This is a genomic window from Desulfurivibrio alkaliphilus AHT 2 (genome assembly GCF_000092205.1).
GTDB classification, from domain to species: domain Bacteria; phylum Desulfobacterota; class Desulfobulbia; order Desulfobulbales; family Desulfurivibrionaceae; genus Desulfurivibrio; species Desulfurivibrio alkaliphilus.
On the sequence record NC_014216.1, the window covers coordinates 2107423 to 2123327 of the forward strand.

Here is a 15905-nt window from a genome sequence, read left to right on the forward strand (position 1 = left end):
CGCGCTTCCATTAGAATTTATCTCTTGCTCTTAACACGGCACATGAAGCGCGAATTCACGACACTTGTGTGCAACATATTAAGCTGCCTGTCGGGGTTCGTTTCATCTTTCACCCCGGTTCCCGCCCTATTAAGGAAAGTGGCGGCCTCACTCCATACTCCATCGGAACGAAGTACAAACTTGTCACCTTTAGCTTTAGACGCGACAACCAGTTCGAACAAATATTCATCCCGCATGCAGTCCTGCCAATCCATCCCCCGCCCTGGAGCGGTTATCAAGCGAGACGAGATCACATAAGCCGACAAAACATGACGGGCGGTATAGCCTGCCAAAGCTTCGACAAAACCCTCACCATCAACGGTTTCCTGCGCATTGGCACTTTTAAAGGACCAGCAATTGCCACTCGATTGAGCAAGCACGATAAACCCTGCCTGCAAAAAGTCATTTTCTTTTTCCAGGTCGTCACCATCCAGTAGCACAATGACTGAATCCGGCCGCTTATATCCTTCCATCAGGAAATCGTCACCGAGTTGTGCATACTCTTCCTGCATGGTTGAGAGTGGGAAATCGAAACTGCGTGGCAACCCCTCTAAGCTCAAGCTTTCATAATGCCGATTTGCTATTTCAATATGCTGCCTACGCAAGCCAAGATTAGCCGCTATCCCGCTTCCACCACGAACAATTTTGTAAATATCGGCCGTCAGATTTACTCCGTCAAAAGTCTGAAACAGTGCCAGCATTTTAATCCAGGTTGGGGACGGCGGGCCAATGAAGCGCCTGACACGCCGGATAAACTCCCAATCTGCATTCTTTTGAATATTCTGAAAGTAGCCGACCTTGCTAATCAGGCTTGCTTTGAAGCAGAGCGAGGCCGTGCCGTACCGTTCCACTTCGTTGTTAAGCGGGAGAAGTGAATAATTTTCGTCCACTCGCACGATATTGAACAGACAGACTTCCATCTTTTCGTCCGTTGCGAGTGTTCCCATTTGCAGCGTGGCACGCATGGTGCTGCTAACATCATCAGAATCGTTTACAAAAAAAACCACACCTTCTCGCAGGTGGCGAGAAATAACCAGATTTCTGATCCAGTAAGTTCCCCGCTTGCATTCATTGACACTAACGCTCAGTAAAGTGTCATCCAATCCCGTCAAGCGCTTAAATTCGGTTATCTTTGCTAACGATGCGTCATTGCTTACATCATCGACGATATCCAACCTGATGTTTGGATATGTTTGCATCACCCAACCGTACAAGGCGGCAGGCAGATAAGCCGCCTTGTTGAAGTTGGACATGATGAATACGGCTTCCTGCGCCCCAACACAACACTTTTCGGTATCTATCGACACCGGGCAACGACGCCCGACTAGAACCTGCCTGGGAACATCCAGCCAGGCGCCATCGCTTTGCCCATTTTCTACCGCCAGCACATAAGGTGCCGGCCAGATATCGAACACAACCTTTTCAGTGCTTACAGGGGCAGTATGAGCTACAGCAGAAACCTTTCGCCAAACTGTGCGCTGGCTGCCATCGGCCTTTGCATCTTCTAGTGCAAGTAACGAAATTTGGTCAAAATCGTTAACGGCCAAACCGCCCACCCGCAGGGAAAGCTTTTGGAAGCGATCGCGCCCCCCCAAGCGTTGCACCCCGGCCTCGGTAACAAAAAGGTGATACGGGCCGCCCCTTTGGTCATCAAGGTCGGCTATATCTTGTTTTTCAATGATCCCTTTTGTCTCCTGGCGGCAGGCGGCATCTATAAATCGTAACCCCTCCGGCCATGCGGCAGGAAAGCGCCGCCGCGGAAGATCAAGCAATTGCGGTCGCCCAACTTGCAGGAAGCAGGAATCGGCACTCAAGATTGAAACGGCCTGCTTTCCCAGGTTTTCAACCATAAATTGAAGTGCCCGGGCCGGTGAAAGCAGCAGTTGGTCGACATCCATAAACACCGTTGAAACCGCATTGCTGCGGATAGCGGCATCTACCAAGTCATTCAAGACCAGACTACGGTGCCCTGAACAGATGCTCTGAATAATTAAGCCATCTGCCAACCAATTTGCCGGCACTTGCGCATCCAGATGCTCCAACCCCTCCATACCTACAACGACGGAAGCATCGAATCGTTTACAAAAGATCCCGCAAACCTTCGCCAGCCGATTAACAGCCTCAGGACCCATTGGCCCGCCGACACGTAAACAAACCAGCAGGCCAAGATCCCCCTTGCGGGGTGGCGCCAGCCTGCGCCAGCTCATGCAGCCGCCTTTAGCTCAGCACGAATCAACCAAGCCAGGTTGTAGTTACAAGTCTGCTCATAATGCGCCTCCAATCGTGCGATCAGTGAGTTATTCCCTTCGAAAGTCGGGCAATCTCCCGGTTCAAGCACCACTGTCGGCACCCCATTCAACGCGCAATGCCACTTAACCCATAACTCATCGGACATTGGGGCCAACAGTTGTGCTTGGGAAAAATTTAAAAAGTCTTTAACGAAAAACTTCGTGCTGTAAAAAACGCCGTTTTGACCACACGGCAGATTGCCCAACGAAGGCACGTTTTTTCCCATGGTCCAACGATCATCCAGCGACAGTCGGCCATCCTGATCCAACTCCATATGCCAACCCCGAAAGGAGATCACGCAATTATACCGTAAATAATTTTCATAAAGGAGTTGCAAAAAGTCAGCCGGATACGGGGTATTGTCGTCAACCGTTACAAAAAGTCTGTCCCCGGCAACCACTTGCGAAAAATGTCCTTCCAAGAGCGGCCAAATCTTTCGATAAGAGCCTATATTGGGCACCCAGCTAATATTAAGCCCAGGGATACGCGTTAACTCAACTAGAACTGGATCGTCTGGGGCGATTCCCTCATCAGACATATCACTTTGGCGTGAAATATTGAGGTCGATGCGGAAAGGTTTCAAAGTCTGCTCCAGCAGACTGTCGACAACTTTCGGCACACCCTGCAGGCGGGAACGGGTAGTCGTTAAAGCGACAATTATCTCTGGTGGTTCAACTTCTTTCTTTGCTGGATTTTCCTGTAGGCGTTGACGGCAAAGAACCATATTGGCGTGAACAAGAGAGTCCCAGCCCGGTCTTTGCGCAACTCGTTCGTAAAGTGCCAGTGCAGCACTATACGCGCCGGCCTGATACAAGGCATTGGCCTGTGCCGTTTCCCCCTTTCCCATCACCAACTTACCCGCCCTGTTCCCCAGGCATTTTTTCTTTGCTGGCGCTGTCAGCCACGCCCCCGGGCCATTGCAAGCTGCATATCTCTTCCATTATAGCCAGGGCGGCCTTGTAACGGCCTTGGCTAATCTTTGCTTCCAGGCCGGCGCAAAGGGCTGCCAGGCGAATATCGGCCTCCGCCAAAGGCTTTTTAATATCGGCCCGGCGCTTGACAAGTTCCGGGAGCAGCTCAAGCAAATGCTTTTCATGGGCCAGGTCATTCAAGCCGCCGCCAAGTGGCTCCAGCGACCATTGCCCCCAGCGCACCACGAAAACACCACCATTGGCGGTGGCCACGGCAAAGTCGAGCTTTAACCATGGATTGTAGACGTACAGCGGCACTTTTTTTAAGCGTTTGGTCACACTAGGCAGAAACGCCAGAAACTTCTCCAGGTTTTCACCTTCCTCTTTAGTGTCCACCGCCACCCACAACCGCTCGAACAACTCCCGGTTAAGGCGCTCATGTAACAGGCGCTTGGAGGTACGGTAGGCATCAAGCAGTTCCCGGGGGGGGGCAAAGCCCCACAGGCGTTCCCGAAGTTCCAGGCGGTAGCGAAACCATTCTTGTTTACCTACCGGCTGGCCGGTGCCATATTCACAGATTCGGCAGTCAAAAGGGCCTTCCTTGAAACGGGCTACAATTTCCGGCGCCCAACAATACGCCCTGGGAACATGACGGAACAAAAATTCCTCATTATCGAAAACATGGGCAAAACGTTCGGGAACAACCTGTTGCTGGTAGTGCTGGTTTTCAGTAGTTCCAACTTTATTGGCGGTGATCAGAAAAGTATAGGTGTTCGGTGTTACCGGGTCGGCCCAACATACCTCTACCCCTTGCTCCTCGTCCAATTTTTCCACTAATTCAGCTTCCACCCTCGCCTGGCGGCGCTCCTTGGCAAACAGATCGCGCAGTTCCCGGCGAGCCTTGCGCTCCAAGGGTTGAAATTTAACCTTGGGAAAAACCAGGGTATCAATGGTAGGCCGGTCTGCCGCCAGGTCTACCCATGTCTTAATCCCCCCCTGAATGGAGCCAAGTGTTTGACGCAGCAGAATAATAGAGAGGATCGCGATCAGCAGGTTGCCGCCAATACCGAGCACAAAAGGGGCCAACAACACCAAAAAACCAGCCAGAAAGTTGATCGACGCAAGAACTTCAAGATAATTTTTCAGCTTGGTTTTAATATAAGCCTTGGTCCTGCTGGGAACAACGTCTTCTGAACCGGCCATAACAACAACCGTAAACAGGTACTGGCCGACAAGCAAAACAAAAAGCAACAAAGCCAATTCAGGATTAAGCCAGGCCAGAACCAGCATACCGATGGCCACAAACAACCCATCTGCCGCCACCTGTACAAAATCGCCGTAATAAGCACGAGCCCGTACGCCCTGTTGCGACACCACAGCCAACTCCGTGGCTCGTTCAACAACAGCGGCACTGCCGCTCATACACAGGCGGTCGGCAACCCGGTCGAATACCAGGCTTAAAATATAGGCAACAAAAGCGCCAATGGTCAGGCCAATTATCCAGCCGGTTTTGTCGGAAGGGTCAATAAAAGGAAAATAACGGGGAACACCGGTGGAGCCGGCCAACAGAATAACTTTCAAAGGAAGGAAAAAGGCCAGCAGCTTTGCAATACGCCCCAACACCGTGACGCCCACAGCCATCGTGGTAGTACCGGAGCAAACGCGCAGAAAGACCAGCAAAACCCGCAGCAGCCAAACAAAATATATTTTAGTTTCATGCAGCAAATGCATATTTTTGACCCCACACCCTCCCGGCACTCCAAACCGGCGTTATCGACCCGGCCATGTTGTCTGGCTCGGCAATTCTTATTTTTTCTGCCTTAATCAACTACAGGGTCAGATTAACTCTTCCAGCATCAGATCCCAGATGGTCATGAAACGAACCTCGGTGTCACGCAGCGTGGCGGTGGCCCGGAGGCTTTTGTTGATCACCAGACAACGTACAGGGGCATACTTGGCCACGAAGCCGTCCAAGGGCCGGGGCGGTGCGGGCCGGGTCAGGTCCTGAAATTTGACCTCGATGGCAATAAGGTTTCTGCCGGCCTGAACGACAAAATCCACTTCGGTTTTGGCGGTGGTTCGCCAGAAGTGAATTTGTGCACCGCTTAAGCGCAGTTTTTCCCGCAATACCAAATAAACCAGATTCTGGAAGGAAAAGCCCAAATCGTCCAGGCGTTGCTGGTGGCCGAAAATACCAAGGACGAAATTCCGGAAACCGAGATCGGAGAAATAAACGTAAGGCGCCTTGCTGATCTCGCTGCGAACATTGCGAAAAAAAGGGGAGACACGCCGCAGGATGTAAGTTTCCTCAGCGTACCAGCAATAATTCTTAACCGTCGGTAGCGAGATCCCAAGCGTGGAGGCCAACTCCGAATAATTAACGATCTGCCCCGCCTGGCCGGCCAGGGTCCGGATCAGTTGACCATAGGCCTCGACCTTTTCGATTTTAAGCAGATAAGCGATGTCCCTGGTGATGTAACCTTGGTAGATTTCATCCATCACCCGCAGTTTCTCACGCGCCTCAACTTCCAGCACCACCCGGGGATAGCCGCCGTAACTCAGGTACTCCAATAGCAGTTCCGCCGCCCGAGCCTGTTCAAAGGACAGGAAGTCCGCCAGGCGATCCGAATAGCGATAACCGGTTTTGAAATCGACAAACTCCCGCAGGGATAAGGGGTAAACCTCGTAGAGCCGCTTGCGGCCCAGCATCGACTCCTTGACCTTGGCCTTCAGGTCAACGCTGCCGGAGCCGGAGACGATGAACTTGTAGGGAAGCCGCATATCCTGCAGCCCCTTAAGAAAAATGTCCGCATCCTCGCGGCGCTGGATTTCGTCGATAAAGACAAAACCCGGGCCTGCCCCAAGCTCCAGCTCGACCTTTCTCAGCAGGCTTTGCTGGGATTCGAAATAAACCCGGTCATAATCATAGTCAAGGCTTAAAAAGAGGGTTTTTTCACCCGCGGCGGCCAACTCTTCCTGGATGATCCGCATGATCGTGGTCTTGCCGGCCTGGCGCGGGCCGATGAGAAAGGCAACCTCTTCACGGCGAAGTTCACGGAGAAGTTCCTCGAGAATATATCGACGAATGGCAACTGAAGGCATGCTTTAAAAATAACATAGTTTTTTGCAAAGTCTATTTTAAAATTACCCCCATCTTGTTTCGGCCGCTGCGGTTTTTCTTCCAGCGACAGCACCTTGCCGTCGGCGTCGAATTCGGCCACCCCGTACCGTTGGGGATCGTTAAGGTTTCTCGATTTTGCAATTGACTATTGTCTTACAAGAAAATACAATGTATGCAAATTAGTTACGGAGGTTCAAATGCAGAAAGCCGCCAGCGTGTCAGTTCGTGTCAAGGCAGCAACCAAAACCCGTCTCGAGGCATTAGCCACCGCTACCAGACGGTCAAAATCCTACGTCATCGAGGAGGCACTTGAACAATACCTCGATGTGAATGAGTGGCAGATAGAGGGTATTCTAAAAGCCATAGCCGAGGCAGATACAGCCGGAGCAGTGTTTATCGACCACGACGAAGTCCTTGCCCGGTGGGAGGCAAAGGTTGCGCGTTAAATGGCTCCAACAAGCACTCCTGGATTTAAGGGAAGTTGAGGCCTATATATACCAGGATAACCCCACCGCAGCCGCAGAGGTTGCACTAAAGATCATTGAAGCGGTTTCCCTGCTGAGGGAGCAACAGGGAATCGGCCGTACCGGTCGCGTTCCCGGCACCAGAGAGCTTGTGGTTTCCGGATTGCCATACATTGTCCCATATCGCGTCATCGGCGAAACAGTTCAAATATTACGGGTCTATCACACATCGCGAAAATGGCCGAGTCGCTTATGATAGTCGACCACGACAGCACTTACGGGAAAAATTAAGGCAGAAATTATTGATCCGCTCAAGCCGTAAGCTTCCCCTAATCCACGGTTACGCTTTTGGCCAGGTTGCGGGGCGTGCCTGCCTTGCTCCCTGCGTTCTCAAAACACCTGGGCGTTGCGCAACGGTACGCACTCCCGGTCTTTTGCGGAAAGCAGGGGCGCATCTTCATAGCCCCAGTCTATGCCGATATCCGGGTCATTCCAGGCTATGCAGCGTTCGTGTTCGGGGGCGTAAAAATCGGTGGTTTTGTAGAGGAACTCGGCGGTTGGCGTAAGGGTGAGGACGCCGTGGGCGAAACCTTCGGGTATCCATAACTGTCGCTTGTTGTCCGCCGAAAGCCGTTGGCCCACCCAGCGGCCGAAGGTGGGGGAGTTGTGGCGGATGTCCACCGCCACATCAAACACCTCGCCCTGCACCACCCGCACCAGCTTGCCCTGGGCCTTCGGCGGCAACTGATAGTGAAGGCCGCGCAACACGCCCTTTTGTGATTTCGAGTGGTTATCCTGCACAAAATTCGGCCGCAGGCCGGTGGCCGCCTGGAAAATCTTTTCGTTCTTCAGCCCCTGCCGCCTTTCAAGGGTGGCAATGTAATGCCCCGCTTCCAGCAATGATTCATGGGTGCCGGTATCCAGCCAGGCATAACCCCGGCCCATGATCTCCACGGCCAGACTGCCCTGTTCCAGGTAGAGCCGGTTAAGATCGGTAATCTCCAACTCGCCCCGGGGCGAAGGTTTATTCTGCCTGGCCAACTCCACCACCTGGTGGTCGTAAAAATAGAGCCCGGTCACGGCATACCTGGATTTCGGCCGCTGCGGCTTCTCTTCCAGCGACAGCACCTTGCCGTCGGCGTCGAACTCGGCCACCCCGTATCGTTGGGGGTCGTTAACGTGGTAGGCAAAAATGGTGGCCCCGTGCTCCCGCCGCATGGCATTGGCAAGCAGCACGTGCAGATCATGACCATAGAAGATGTTGTCCCCCAGCACCAGGGCCGCAGGCTCACCGGCAAGAAACTGCTCGCCGATGATAAAAGCCTGGGCCAACCCGTCCGGGCTGGGTTGCACCGCGTATTGTAAATTGACCCCCCAGGCGCTGCCATCGCCGAGCAGTTTCTGACCCCATTTCTCCCTGCAGTCACCCATGACCGGCACCGGGTGTCGCGCCAATCCTTAAAATATCGTTTGCGGGAGAGTGTCTTTTGTTACTCGACCACCTCGTTGATCACCAATGGTCGCGGCACAATACAGTGGGAGGAATTGGAGTTTCTGGTCGGATAGTTCGTTGCTCGTTCCGCCATAAAGGACCAATCCTTGCGGACAATTATGATATTTTTCAAGCATAAGGTGCATGCTTCGCAGGCTCCCGCCGGCTCCGGATTTAACCTCTACCGGGTAAATATTTCCTTGCCGCACAACGAGAAAATCCACCTCGGCACTACTGCCACGGGCCTCCCGAGCCCAATAAAACAACTCTGATCCATGCCAGGCCAGCAGTTCCTGGGCAACAAATTGTTCCGCTAGTTTTCCACGGTACATGGCCAGAAGATTTTCCTGCTGTAATTCCAGTTCAACCGGCACCTGACAGAGTCTCTGCATAAGCCCTATGTCGAGCATGGATGCCTTGAATTTTTTTGGATTGGCAGTTGCGCCTAATGGCAATCCGCTTGGGTCACAGGCCGGAATTTTATGAATGACCTTCGCCTTGGCCAGCAGATCAAACGCTTTGTGATTCATCTGGCTTGAATGCCCATCATTGAGACGGGAATATTTTAATTGCTCTCCAATATGCTTTGCCACGCCCAAAAAAACCGCATCCAGGCAGCTTGTGTTGATATGGGGGGTGTATTTGGAAAAGTCATCGCGATACGAGTCCAGAATCTCTGATTGAACTTGAAAGGTTTCAACCATGGAACCGGTGTCACGATAGGTCTTGACACATTCAGGCATGCCGCCAACAAAGAAATAGCCCCGCAATTCCCCGAGAATGATTTCCTGGATAGACCGTGCAACATCATCCTGCTGACTCAGGGTGTATTCCGCCATCCGCTCTTTGCCCATTGCCAGCAGATATTCGTAAAATGTCATCGGATGCATGTGCAGATACTGAACGCGACCGACCGGCACGGATATCTCGCCAAAGGCAAACTCCAGCAATGAACCGGCAGCAACAACATGGAGATCGGGCATCTCTTCATGAAAATAACGTAATGCCATCAGTGCTCGCGGGCAGGCCTGAATCTCATCAAGGAAAACAAGCGTCTGACCGGGAATGATTCGACCGGCGGTCAATTCAAGATGGTTCAGTAACGACCGAGGCTCAAGATTTTCAGAGAAATGCGGGTGCAGGTCGCGGCGTTTTTCCAGATCTATTTTGACAAAGCTCTTAAATTGTTTCGCGAGAACATTCTCGACAAGCCATGTTTTACCAACCTGGCGCGCTCCACGAATTATCAGCGGCTTACGACGCGGCGAATCTTTCCAGCCTGCAATCTGTTTTTCCGCCAATCGTTTCATGCAAGATTCTCCTTTACGCCGGATGGTGTTGTAACAGAGTTTGAGCCAAATCAAACTGCACAATACGCCAGGTAATATAAAAAATCAAGGCTATTTGGGCTTTTCCAGCGTTAAAAGTCGGGGTTTTAAACAGTGGGGAACAGTGGGGGGATGGACTGAAAGCGCCGGTCAAAGCCGGTAAAACCCTACTCCACGGTTACGCTTTTGGCCAGGTTGCGGGGCATGTCCACGTCGTTGCCCAGGCGGGTGGCTACTTCCAGGGCCAGGAGTTGGACCGCCGTCAGCATGGTGAAGAATTCCAGCATGGGGTGGTCGTGGGCGGGGATGCGGATCAGGTCGAAAGAGCTGTTCAGCTACCCGGAGTTTGTCCGGCAGCTTATCGAAGGCTTTACCTCGCCGGAGATTGCCCGGATCATGGATTTTTCCACCCTCAAACTGCATAGCGGTCATTACATAACGCCTTTTACCAGCACCTGCTGAAAACCGGGCAGGCCATCGAGCGGATTGTAGCCATTATCCAGGCGGACCCCAATCGTAAACGCATCGACAAACTGGTCACCCGCTGGCTCAAGCGGCACCTGCACCACTTGGGGGTGGATATCAACCTGGACAAGGTTAACAGCTTATTGGAGGACAAAGATATGCTGGCAGAAAACCTGGAAAACATGGTTAAAAGGGAACGGTCGAAAGGCCACCGGAAAGGTATCAAGGAAGGCATGGCCCAAGGCGTTGCCCAAGGTACCAAGCAGACCCTGCGCAAGCTAATCCAGCTCAAATTCGGCTCCCTGCCTGGCTGGGCCGAAAAACGGATTGAGAAGGCCGGTGCGCAAAAACTGGAAGCCTGGACCGGAAACATTCTGCAAGCCAACAGCCTGGAAGAACTACTGGGTGAGCAATAACCGGTTAATTCCCCGCTCCAGCAAACTCAGCCCTCGCCGCCAGGCCCGCCAAGCTCCGGCCACCGCTGTTTTCCTGCACCCACTGGGCGATGGGCTTTACCCGGTTGGGCCAGCTCAGGGTTTGCAGCAGTTCGGGGGTGGGCGGGGCGATGGGGGTGGGGTTTTGCAGCAGGCGGGCAACTTGGTTGGCCAGGTCGGCTTCGTCGCCTTTGCGGAAGTAGTGGAACTGGGGGCTGATCTCGGCCAGGTCGGCCAATGGGGCTACGTCGGAAAGCAATACTGGTTTGCCGTGGGCCAGGGCTTCCAGGGGTTTCATGGGGGTCACCAGCTCGCAGACCGCCAGCGGGCGGCGGGGAAGCACCACCAGGTCCAACAGATTGTAACAAGCCGTGGCGGCTTCCGGGGCCAGCCGGCCGGGCATTTGCAAATGCTCATCGGCCAGGCCATGGGAACGGGCCAACTCCCGGTAGGCGGTTTCAAGGGGCGCCTTGGCATCCGGCGCCGATAAACCGGTTTTGTGGGAGGCCCCCACCAGCAACAGGGAAAGATCAACTCCCCGCCGACGCAGCGCCGCCACGGCCCGAATCAGCGCCTCCAGACCCTCGTATTCGTTGAAGGAGCCGACATAGCCAACCACATAACGACTGGTCAGCCCCAGGTCGGCACGGGTGGGAACACCCACGCGGGGAGCCGGGCCAACCTCAATGGCAGCGGCGTCGATACCGTTGGGCACCAGGGCTACCCGAGCTTCCTTCACTCCGCGCCGTAACAACTCCTGGCGCATTAAACGATTCAGGGTGAAAACCCGGTCCGCCCCCCGAGCCACCGCCGTTTCATGGGCCACCACCGCCTCAAACTCCGGCCCCGCACCCCACTCCGGCTCCCGCGAGGCCCGGCTGATCTCCCAGAAGCCGCGCACCTCATAAGCAAAGGGCAACCCCAACTCACGGGCGGCAATCCCGGCCGGCAAGGCGTTCTGCCAGTTGGATGCGGCCAGCACCACGGCGGGCTTGAACACCCGCAATACCGTTTTCAAGGCCTCGGCGGCGGCGGCCAGCCGGACCGCCAGGCTGCCGCCGCTTTGTAAGCGCTCAGCAAACCCCAATCATTTGGCAACTACCAGGCTACGGTCAATATACTGGGGCAGCAGGGCTTTGATTTGCTCCCTGGTGCCGGCCGTCGGCAGCCGTTCAAACAAGGTGCGCAGGTACCAATAGGGCTCCAGGCCGTTGGCTTTGGCCGTTTCGATAATACTGTAGATTGCGGCACTGGCCCTGGCGCCTTGGGGCGTGCCGGAGAAGAGCCAGTTCTTCCGGCCCACGACGAAGGGCCGGATGGCGTTTTCTGCCAAGTTGTTGTCCAGTCGCAGGAGTCCATGTTCAACGTAACGTTGCAATCTTTTCCATTGGCCCAAGGTATAGGCCATAGCCTTGCCCAGCAGGCTTTTGGGTGGTACTTCCCGCTGCCGGGCCAACAGCCACTGCCGGAAGTCGGCCAGCAGGGGCACCGCCTGCGCTTGCCGCTGCTGTTGGATTGCCTCTTGATCAAGCCCGGCCTCCCGCATGGCCGCCTCGATTTTGTACAATTTGCCGATCCATTCCAGGGCCTCGCCGGCAATGCCGTCCCGCTTGGTTTTGCCGGCGGCCTTGAGGACGTCATTGAACTTGCGCCGGGCATGAGCCCAGCAATCGGCATGGATCACCCCCGGCTGATGGTCGAGGAAGTCATAGCCGATGTAGCCGTCGGTCTGGACGCAGCCCCGGTAGCCCCGGAGAAAAACGGCGGCCGGATCGCCACTCCGGGTGGGCTGATACTGGAACACCAGGACCGGACGTTCGGGTGCACCGCCGCGAAAGACCCACATGTAGGACTTGGCTTTGGCGGCCCGGCCGATTTCGGCCAGCACCTGGAGGGTGGTCTCGTCAACATTGACCACCGGTCCGGAACGAATCTCTTCCTGCATCAATTCCAACAGCGGTTCGCGCCGTTCGGCCACCTTCATCGCCCAGCCGCACATGACGCCCCGGCCGATCTCCACCCCCAGCCGGGCGAACTGCCCTTCCTGGCGATAGAAAGGCAGGGCATCGGCGAATTTGGCGGTCAATACGTGGGCCAGCAGGCCGGGACTGGCGATACTTTTAGCAATCATCTGCTCCGGGGCCGGGGCGATGACCACAGTCGGCCCTTCATCTGCAACCCCTTCGCATTGCCGGCAGGCGTACTTGGGGCGGAGCGGGAGTCGAAGTCATGCCGACAATGTAACCCATCTCCCTGAAACGTCAAGTAAATACTCTCCTGAAACGCTAAAAAATCCGGCTGTATTCCAGCTTTTTATGCGGCAGCTCAGTCGCCGGCCGATCCCTGAACTTGCGCCGCCACCAACCAAAGGCATGCCGGCTCAGACCGTACTCCCGGCAATACGCCGTCTGGGTCAGGCCGCTCCGCTCCCAAGCCGCCACATGGGCGGCCCAGAAACGCCGCTTGCTGCCCCTGCCGTTCTTGTCCATGATCACCTCCTCGGGTAAAGTGCCGCCGAGAATATCCCGGCCGCCAACCAGGGGTGATATTGCCATGGCGGGGGAGGCAAAAAAAGAAGGGGTTCATTGAGCGCTTACGAAGAAAATAAGGCAGGATGAAGAGAGGTAATTTTTAGATAGGATTAAAGAAGATGGAGGGACGGCAAAATTGCTACATTTTCAAACGGCCCATTTTAGTGCTCTTTCAGGTTGCCGCTGACAGCGTACCAGATGATCGCTGGCCGCCTTGCTGGCGGCATATGGGCTGTTGGGGGCATACGGGGTGGTTTCAAGTAAAGGGCGGATCGTCCGGGCTCAAGGTGCCATACACCTCGTCGGTGGAGACATGGAGAAAACGGAACTCTTCCCGCTCCACCCCGGCCAGCGTCTGCCAGTGCGCCCGCGCCGCCTCCAGCAACCGCAGGGTGCCCACCACGTTGGTCTGGACGAAGGCCTCCGGCCCGTGAATGGAACGATCCACATGGGATTCCGCCGCAAAATGGATCACCGCCCGGGGGCGATGCTCGGCAAAAAGCCGCTGCAACAGGGCCGCGTCGGTGATATCGCCATGGACAAAATGGTAGGCGGAGGAGCCGGCCAGGGCTTGCAGGTTTTCCGGGTTACCGGCGTAGGTGAGGGCATCCAGGTTGACCACCGGTTCGCCGCCCTGGCCAAGCCATTGCAGAATAAAATTGGCGCCGATGAAACCGGCGCCTCCGGTGATCAACAGCATTTCCCCGCCCCCAATCTGTTAAACCCCGTAATATTCCCGGTACCAGGCGGCAAAACGACCAATGCCCTCTTGCACTGTGGTGCCGGGCTGGTAGCTGAAATCGCGCACCAGGTCGGCGACATCGGCAAAGGTATCCGGCACGTCGCCGGGTTGCAGGGGCAGCATTTCCTTTTGAGCCGTCTTGCCCAGGGCCTTTTCCAGGGTCTCGACATACTCCATCAGCTCCACCTGCCGGTTGTTGCCGATGTTGTACACCCGCCAGGGCGCAGTGCTGCTGCCGGGATCGGGGTTGTCGCCGGACCACTCCGGGTTGGGGGCCGCCGGCTTGTCCAGCACCCGCACCACTCCTTCGATGATGTCGTCGATAAAGGTGAAATCTCGCCGGTGCTTGCCGTAGTTGAAGATTTTGATCGATTCGCCGGCCATGATCGCCCGGGTGAATTTGGCTAAAGCCATGTCCGGACGGTCCCAGGGGCCGTAAACCGTAAAAAAGCGCAGACCTGCGGATTTTCAATGGAATAGCGCACCCCGGCTTGGGCCGCCAGGTTCACCACCCGCCGGGGCTGGTGCACGGCAAAAACCTCTGCCACCGCCGCCTTATCGGCCAGGTCGACACGGCAATGGGTATAGCCGGGATGATCGGCATGGCGTGCCAGCCGAGCCTCCTTGAGCGACGGGTCGTAGTAGTCGTTGTGATTGTCGATTCCCACCACTTGGTCCCCGCGGGCCAGCAACCGCAAAGACAGGGCGGAACCGATGAAGCCGGCGGCGCCGGTGATCAGCACTTTCATTTTATAGCTCCCTGCAACCGTCCAACCCCAATGTAGGTAAACCCCGCCTCCCGCATCATGACCGGCTCGTAAACATTACGCAGGTCGATAAACAGCGGCTGGGCCATCAATGCCCGCAATCGTTGCAGGTCCAAGGCCCGGTACTGGTTCCATTCGGTCATCAGGATCAGGGCGTCGGCGCCGGTGGCGACGGCATAGGGGTCGTCCAGGTAGCGGCATTCCGGCATTATTTTGGCGGCCTCGCCCATCCCCTGGGGGTCGTGTACTTGCAGCGCCGCCCCCTTCTCCGACAGGGCGGGCAGAATGGTTAATGCCGGCGCCTCGCGCAGGTCATCGGTTTCCGGCTTGAAGGTCAGCCCCAGCACGCCGATGGTTTTGCCGGCCTCGCTGCCGCCCAGGGCGTCGCGGATTTTCTTGATCATTCGCCCCTTCTGGGCCGCGTTCACCTCCACCGCCGCCTCTACCATACGGCTGGTGCTGCCATGTTCCTGGGCAATGCGCAGCAGGGCCAGGGTATCTTTGGGAAAACAGGAGCCGCCGTAGCCGGGGCCGGGATGCAGAAACTTGCCGCCGATCCGGCCATCCAGCCCCACCGCCTTGGCCAGGGGCTTAACGTCCGCCCCCACAGCCTCGCAGAGATTGGCCATCTCGTTAATGAAACTGATCTTCATGGCTAAAAAGGCGTTGGCGGCATACTTGATCAACTCGGCGGTTTCCAGGGTGGTTTCGACAATGGGAGTGCCGTTAAGATACAGGGGGTTGTAAATCTCCCGCATCACATCAAATGCCCGCTGACTGCCGCTGCCCACCACCACCCGATCCGGACGCATGAAATCGCTGATTGCCGCCCCTTCCCGCAGAAACTCCGGGTTGGAAACCATATCGAAAACCGCCCGGGGGTTGGCCTTGGCAATCAACCGCTGCACCTGGCGGGCGGTACCGACCGGCACCGTGCTTTTGTCGATGACCACCGTATAGTCCTGAACCAGATTGGCGGCAATTTCCTCCGCCGCCTGATAAACATAGCTTAAATCGGCATAACCGTTACCCCGCCGCACACTGGGGGTACCCACGGCAACAAAGACCGCCCGGGCACCAGCCATGGCTTCGGCCAGGTCGGTGGTGAAGGAAAGCCGACCCTGCTCCACATTCCTGGCCACCAGATCATCCAGACCCGGCTCGTAAATGGGAATCCCGCCCTGGCGCAAAAAGTCGATCCGCTCCGCCAGCTTGTCCATGCAGACTACAAGGTGAATTCGTTTTCGCTTACCAGATAGCTCTCGTCGCCTTTGGTCACCTTGGCCGTTCCGGAAACCACAATCCAGTGTTCGGCCACCATT

13 protein-coding genes and 6 pseudogenes are annotated in these 15905 nt (G+C 55.6%); 4 read left to right on the forward strand and 15 right to left on the reverse strand.

Annotated features, from left to right (window positions below):
* Positions 1 to 17: 17 nt before the first annotated feature.
* The 5 genes and pseudogenes from DAAHT2_RS09215 to DAAHT2_RS15215 all read right to left on the reverse strand — a co-directional run.
* Positions 18 to 2246, reverse strand: a complete 2229-nt coding sequence (locus DAAHT2_RS09215; protein WP_013164023.1) for a glycosyltransferase family A protein — start codon at positions 2244 to 2246, stop codon at positions 18 to 20.
* A complete protein-coding gene (locus tag DAAHT2_RS09220; protein ID WP_013164024.1) occupies positions 2243 to 3175 on the reverse strand; it encodes a hypothetical protein in 933 nt (310 codons plus the stop codon). The genes DAAHT2_RS09215 and DAAHT2_RS09220 overlap by 4 nt, the downstream gene beginning before the upstream one ends.
* Before the next feature lie 7 nt (positions 3176 to 3182).
* A complete protein-coding gene (locus DAAHT2_RS09225; RefSeq protein ID WP_013164025.1) occupies positions 3183 to 4970 on the reverse strand; it encodes a hypothetical protein in 1788 nt (595 codons plus the stop codon).
* A 105-nt stretch (positions 4971 to 5075) separates the two neighbouring features.
* Entirely contained in the window at positions 5076 to 6341 is a 1266-nt protein-coding gene (locus tag DAAHT2_RS09230; RefSeq protein WP_013164026.1) for an ATP-binding protein, read from the reverse strand.
* Positions 6342 to 6396: 55 nt separating this feature from the next.
* Positions 6397 to 6484, reverse strand: a pseudogene (locus DAAHT2_RS15215) (sugar phosphate nucleotidyltransferase); the annotation flags it as partial.
* A 73-nt stretch (positions 6485 to 6557) separates the two neighbouring features.
* Here DAAHT2_RS15215 and DAAHT2_RS09235 point away from each other — a divergent pair.
* Together DAAHT2_RS09235 and DAAHT2_RS15325 are read left to right on the forward strand one after the other, a co-directional pair.
* Positions 6558 to 6806, forward strand: a complete 249-nt coding sequence (locus tag DAAHT2_RS09235) for a CopG family ribbon-helix-helix protein (RefSeq protein WP_013164027.1) — start codon at positions 6558 to 6560, stop codon at positions 6804 to 6806.
* Positions 6796 to 7080 (forward strand): type II toxin-antitoxin system RelE/ParE family toxin, encoded by a 285-nt coding sequence (locus DAAHT2_RS15325; protein ID WP_013164028.1) that lies wholly within the window; start codon positions 6796 to 6798, stop codon positions 7078 to 7080. The genes DAAHT2_RS09235 and DAAHT2_RS15325 overlap by 11 nt, the downstream gene beginning before the upstream one ends.
* A gap of 134 nt (positions 7081 to 7214) precedes the next feature.
* On the opposite strand, the gene rfbC is transcribed toward DAAHT2_RS15325, so the two are convergent.
* From rfbC to DAAHT2_RS09245, 3 genes and pseudogenes are all read right to left on the reverse strand, one after another.
* On the reverse strand, positions 7215 to 7676 hold the full coding sequence (gene rfbC / locus DAAHT2_RS15085; RefSeq protein ID WP_280983133.1) for a dTDP-4-dehydrorhamnose 3,5-epimerase: 462 nt from the start codon (positions 7674 to 7676) through the stop codon (positions 7215 to 7217).
* Positions 7671 to 8255, reverse strand: a pseudogene (locus DAAHT2_RS15090) (sugar nucleotidyltransferase); the annotation flags it as partial. The gene rfbC and the pseudogene DAAHT2_RS15090, both read right to left, overlap by 6 nt.
* A 27-nt stretch (positions 8256 to 8282) precedes the next feature.
* Complete coding sequence (locus tag DAAHT2_RS09245) at positions 8283 to 9626, reverse strand: ATP-binding protein (protein ID WP_013164030.1); 1344 nt, start codon at positions 9624 to 9626, stop codon at positions 8283 to 8285.
* 303 nt (positions 9627 to 9929) lie between these two features.
* On the opposite strand from DAAHT2_RS09245, the gene DAAHT2_RS14955 reads away from it, so the two are divergent.
* A complete protein-coding gene (locus DAAHT2_RS14955; RefSeq protein WP_218914997.1) occupies positions 9930 to 10106 on the forward strand; it encodes an Rpn family recombination-promoting nuclease/putative transposase in 177 nt (58 codons plus the stop codon).
* A 161-nt stretch (positions 10107 to 10267) separates the two neighbouring features.
* Positions 10268 to 10525 (forward strand): hypothetical protein, encoded by a 258-nt coding sequence (locus DAAHT2_RS14960; protein WP_218914998.1) that lies wholly within the window; start codon positions 10268 to 10270, stop codon positions 10523 to 10525.
* Between the two features lie 4 nt (positions 10526 to 10529).
* Here DAAHT2_RS14960 and DAAHT2_RS09255 read toward each other — a convergent pair whose 3' ends face one another.
* The 7 genes and pseudogenes from DAAHT2_RS09255 to DAAHT2_RS14970 all read right to left on the reverse strand — a co-directional run.
* Complete coding sequence (locus DAAHT2_RS09255; protein WP_041718926.1) at positions 10530 to 11630, reverse strand: glycosyltransferase; 1101 nt, start codon at positions 11628 to 11630, stop codon at positions 10530 to 10532.
* Positions 11631 to 12758 (reverse strand): annotated as a pseudogene (tnpC, locus tag DAAHT2_RS09260) (IS66 family transposase); the annotation flags it as partial.
* 70 nt (positions 12759 to 12828) lie between these two features.
* A complete protein-coding gene (tnpA, locus tag DAAHT2_RS14965) occupies positions 12829 to 13098 on the reverse strand; it encodes an IS66 family insertion sequence element accessory protein TnpA (RefSeq protein ID WP_041718928.1) in 270 nt (89 codons plus the stop codon).
* Positions 13099 to 13263: 165 nt separating this feature from the next.
* Positions 13264 to 13774 (reverse strand): annotated as a pseudogene (locus DAAHT2_RS09270) (dTDP-glucose 4,6-dehydratase); the annotation flags it as partial.
* 18 nt (positions 13775 to 13792) lie between these two features.
* Positions 13793 to 14565 (reverse strand): annotated as a pseudogene (locus tag DAAHT2_RS15330) (NAD-dependent epimerase/dehydratase family protein).
* Complete coding sequence (locus tag DAAHT2_RS09280) at positions 14562 to 15821, reverse strand: UDP-glucose dehydrogenase family protein (protein WP_353740470.1); 1260 nt, start codon at positions 15819 to 15821, stop codon at positions 14562 to 14564. The pseudogene DAAHT2_RS15330 and the gene DAAHT2_RS09280 overlap by 4 nt, the downstream one beginning before the upstream one ends.
* Positions 15815 to 15898 (reverse strand): annotated as a pseudogene (locus DAAHT2_RS14970) (hypothetical protein); the annotation flags it as partial. The pseudogene DAAHT2_RS14970 and the gene DAAHT2_RS09280, both read right to left, overlap by 7 nt.
* Positions 15899 to 15905: the final 7 nt, after the last annotated feature.

Coding starts and splice junctions, on each gene's coding strand:
- DAAHT2_RS09215 (WP_013164023.1), bottom strand. CDS start 2,246: ATGAGCTGGCGCAGGCTGGCGCCACCCCGCAAGGGGGATCTTGGCCTG.
- DAAHT2_RS09220 (WP_013164024.1), bottom strand. CDS start 3,175: ATGGGAAAGGGGGAAACGGCACAGGCCAATGCCTTGTATCAGGCCGGC.
- DAAHT2_RS09225 (WP_013164025.1), bottom strand. CDS start 4,970: ATGCATTTGCTGCATGAAACTAAAATATATTTTGTTTGGCTGCTGCGG.
- DAAHT2_RS09230 (WP_013164026.1), bottom strand. CDS start 6,341: ATGCCTTCAGTTGCCATTCGTCGATATATTCTCGAGGAACTTCTCCGT.
- DAAHT2_RS09235 (WP_013164027.1), top strand. CDS start 6,558: ATGCAGAAAGCCGCCAGCGTGTCAGTTCGTGTCAAGGCAGCAACCAAA.
- DAAHT2_RS09245 (WP_013164030.1), bottom strand. CDS start 9,626: ATGAAACGATTGGCGGAAAAACAGATTGCAGGCTGGAAAGATTCGCCG.
- DAAHT2_RS14955 (WP_218914997.1), top strand. CDS start 9,930: ATGGGGTGGTCGTGGGCGGGGATGCGGATCAGGTCGAAAGAGCTGTTC.
- DAAHT2_RS14960 (WP_218914998.1), top strand. CDS start 10,268: ATGCTGGCAGAAAACCTGGAAAACATGGTTAAAAGGGAACGGTCGAAA.
- tnpA (WP_041718928.1), bottom strand. CDS start 13,098: ATGGCAATATCACCCCTGGTTGGCGGCCGGGATATTCTCGGCGGCACT.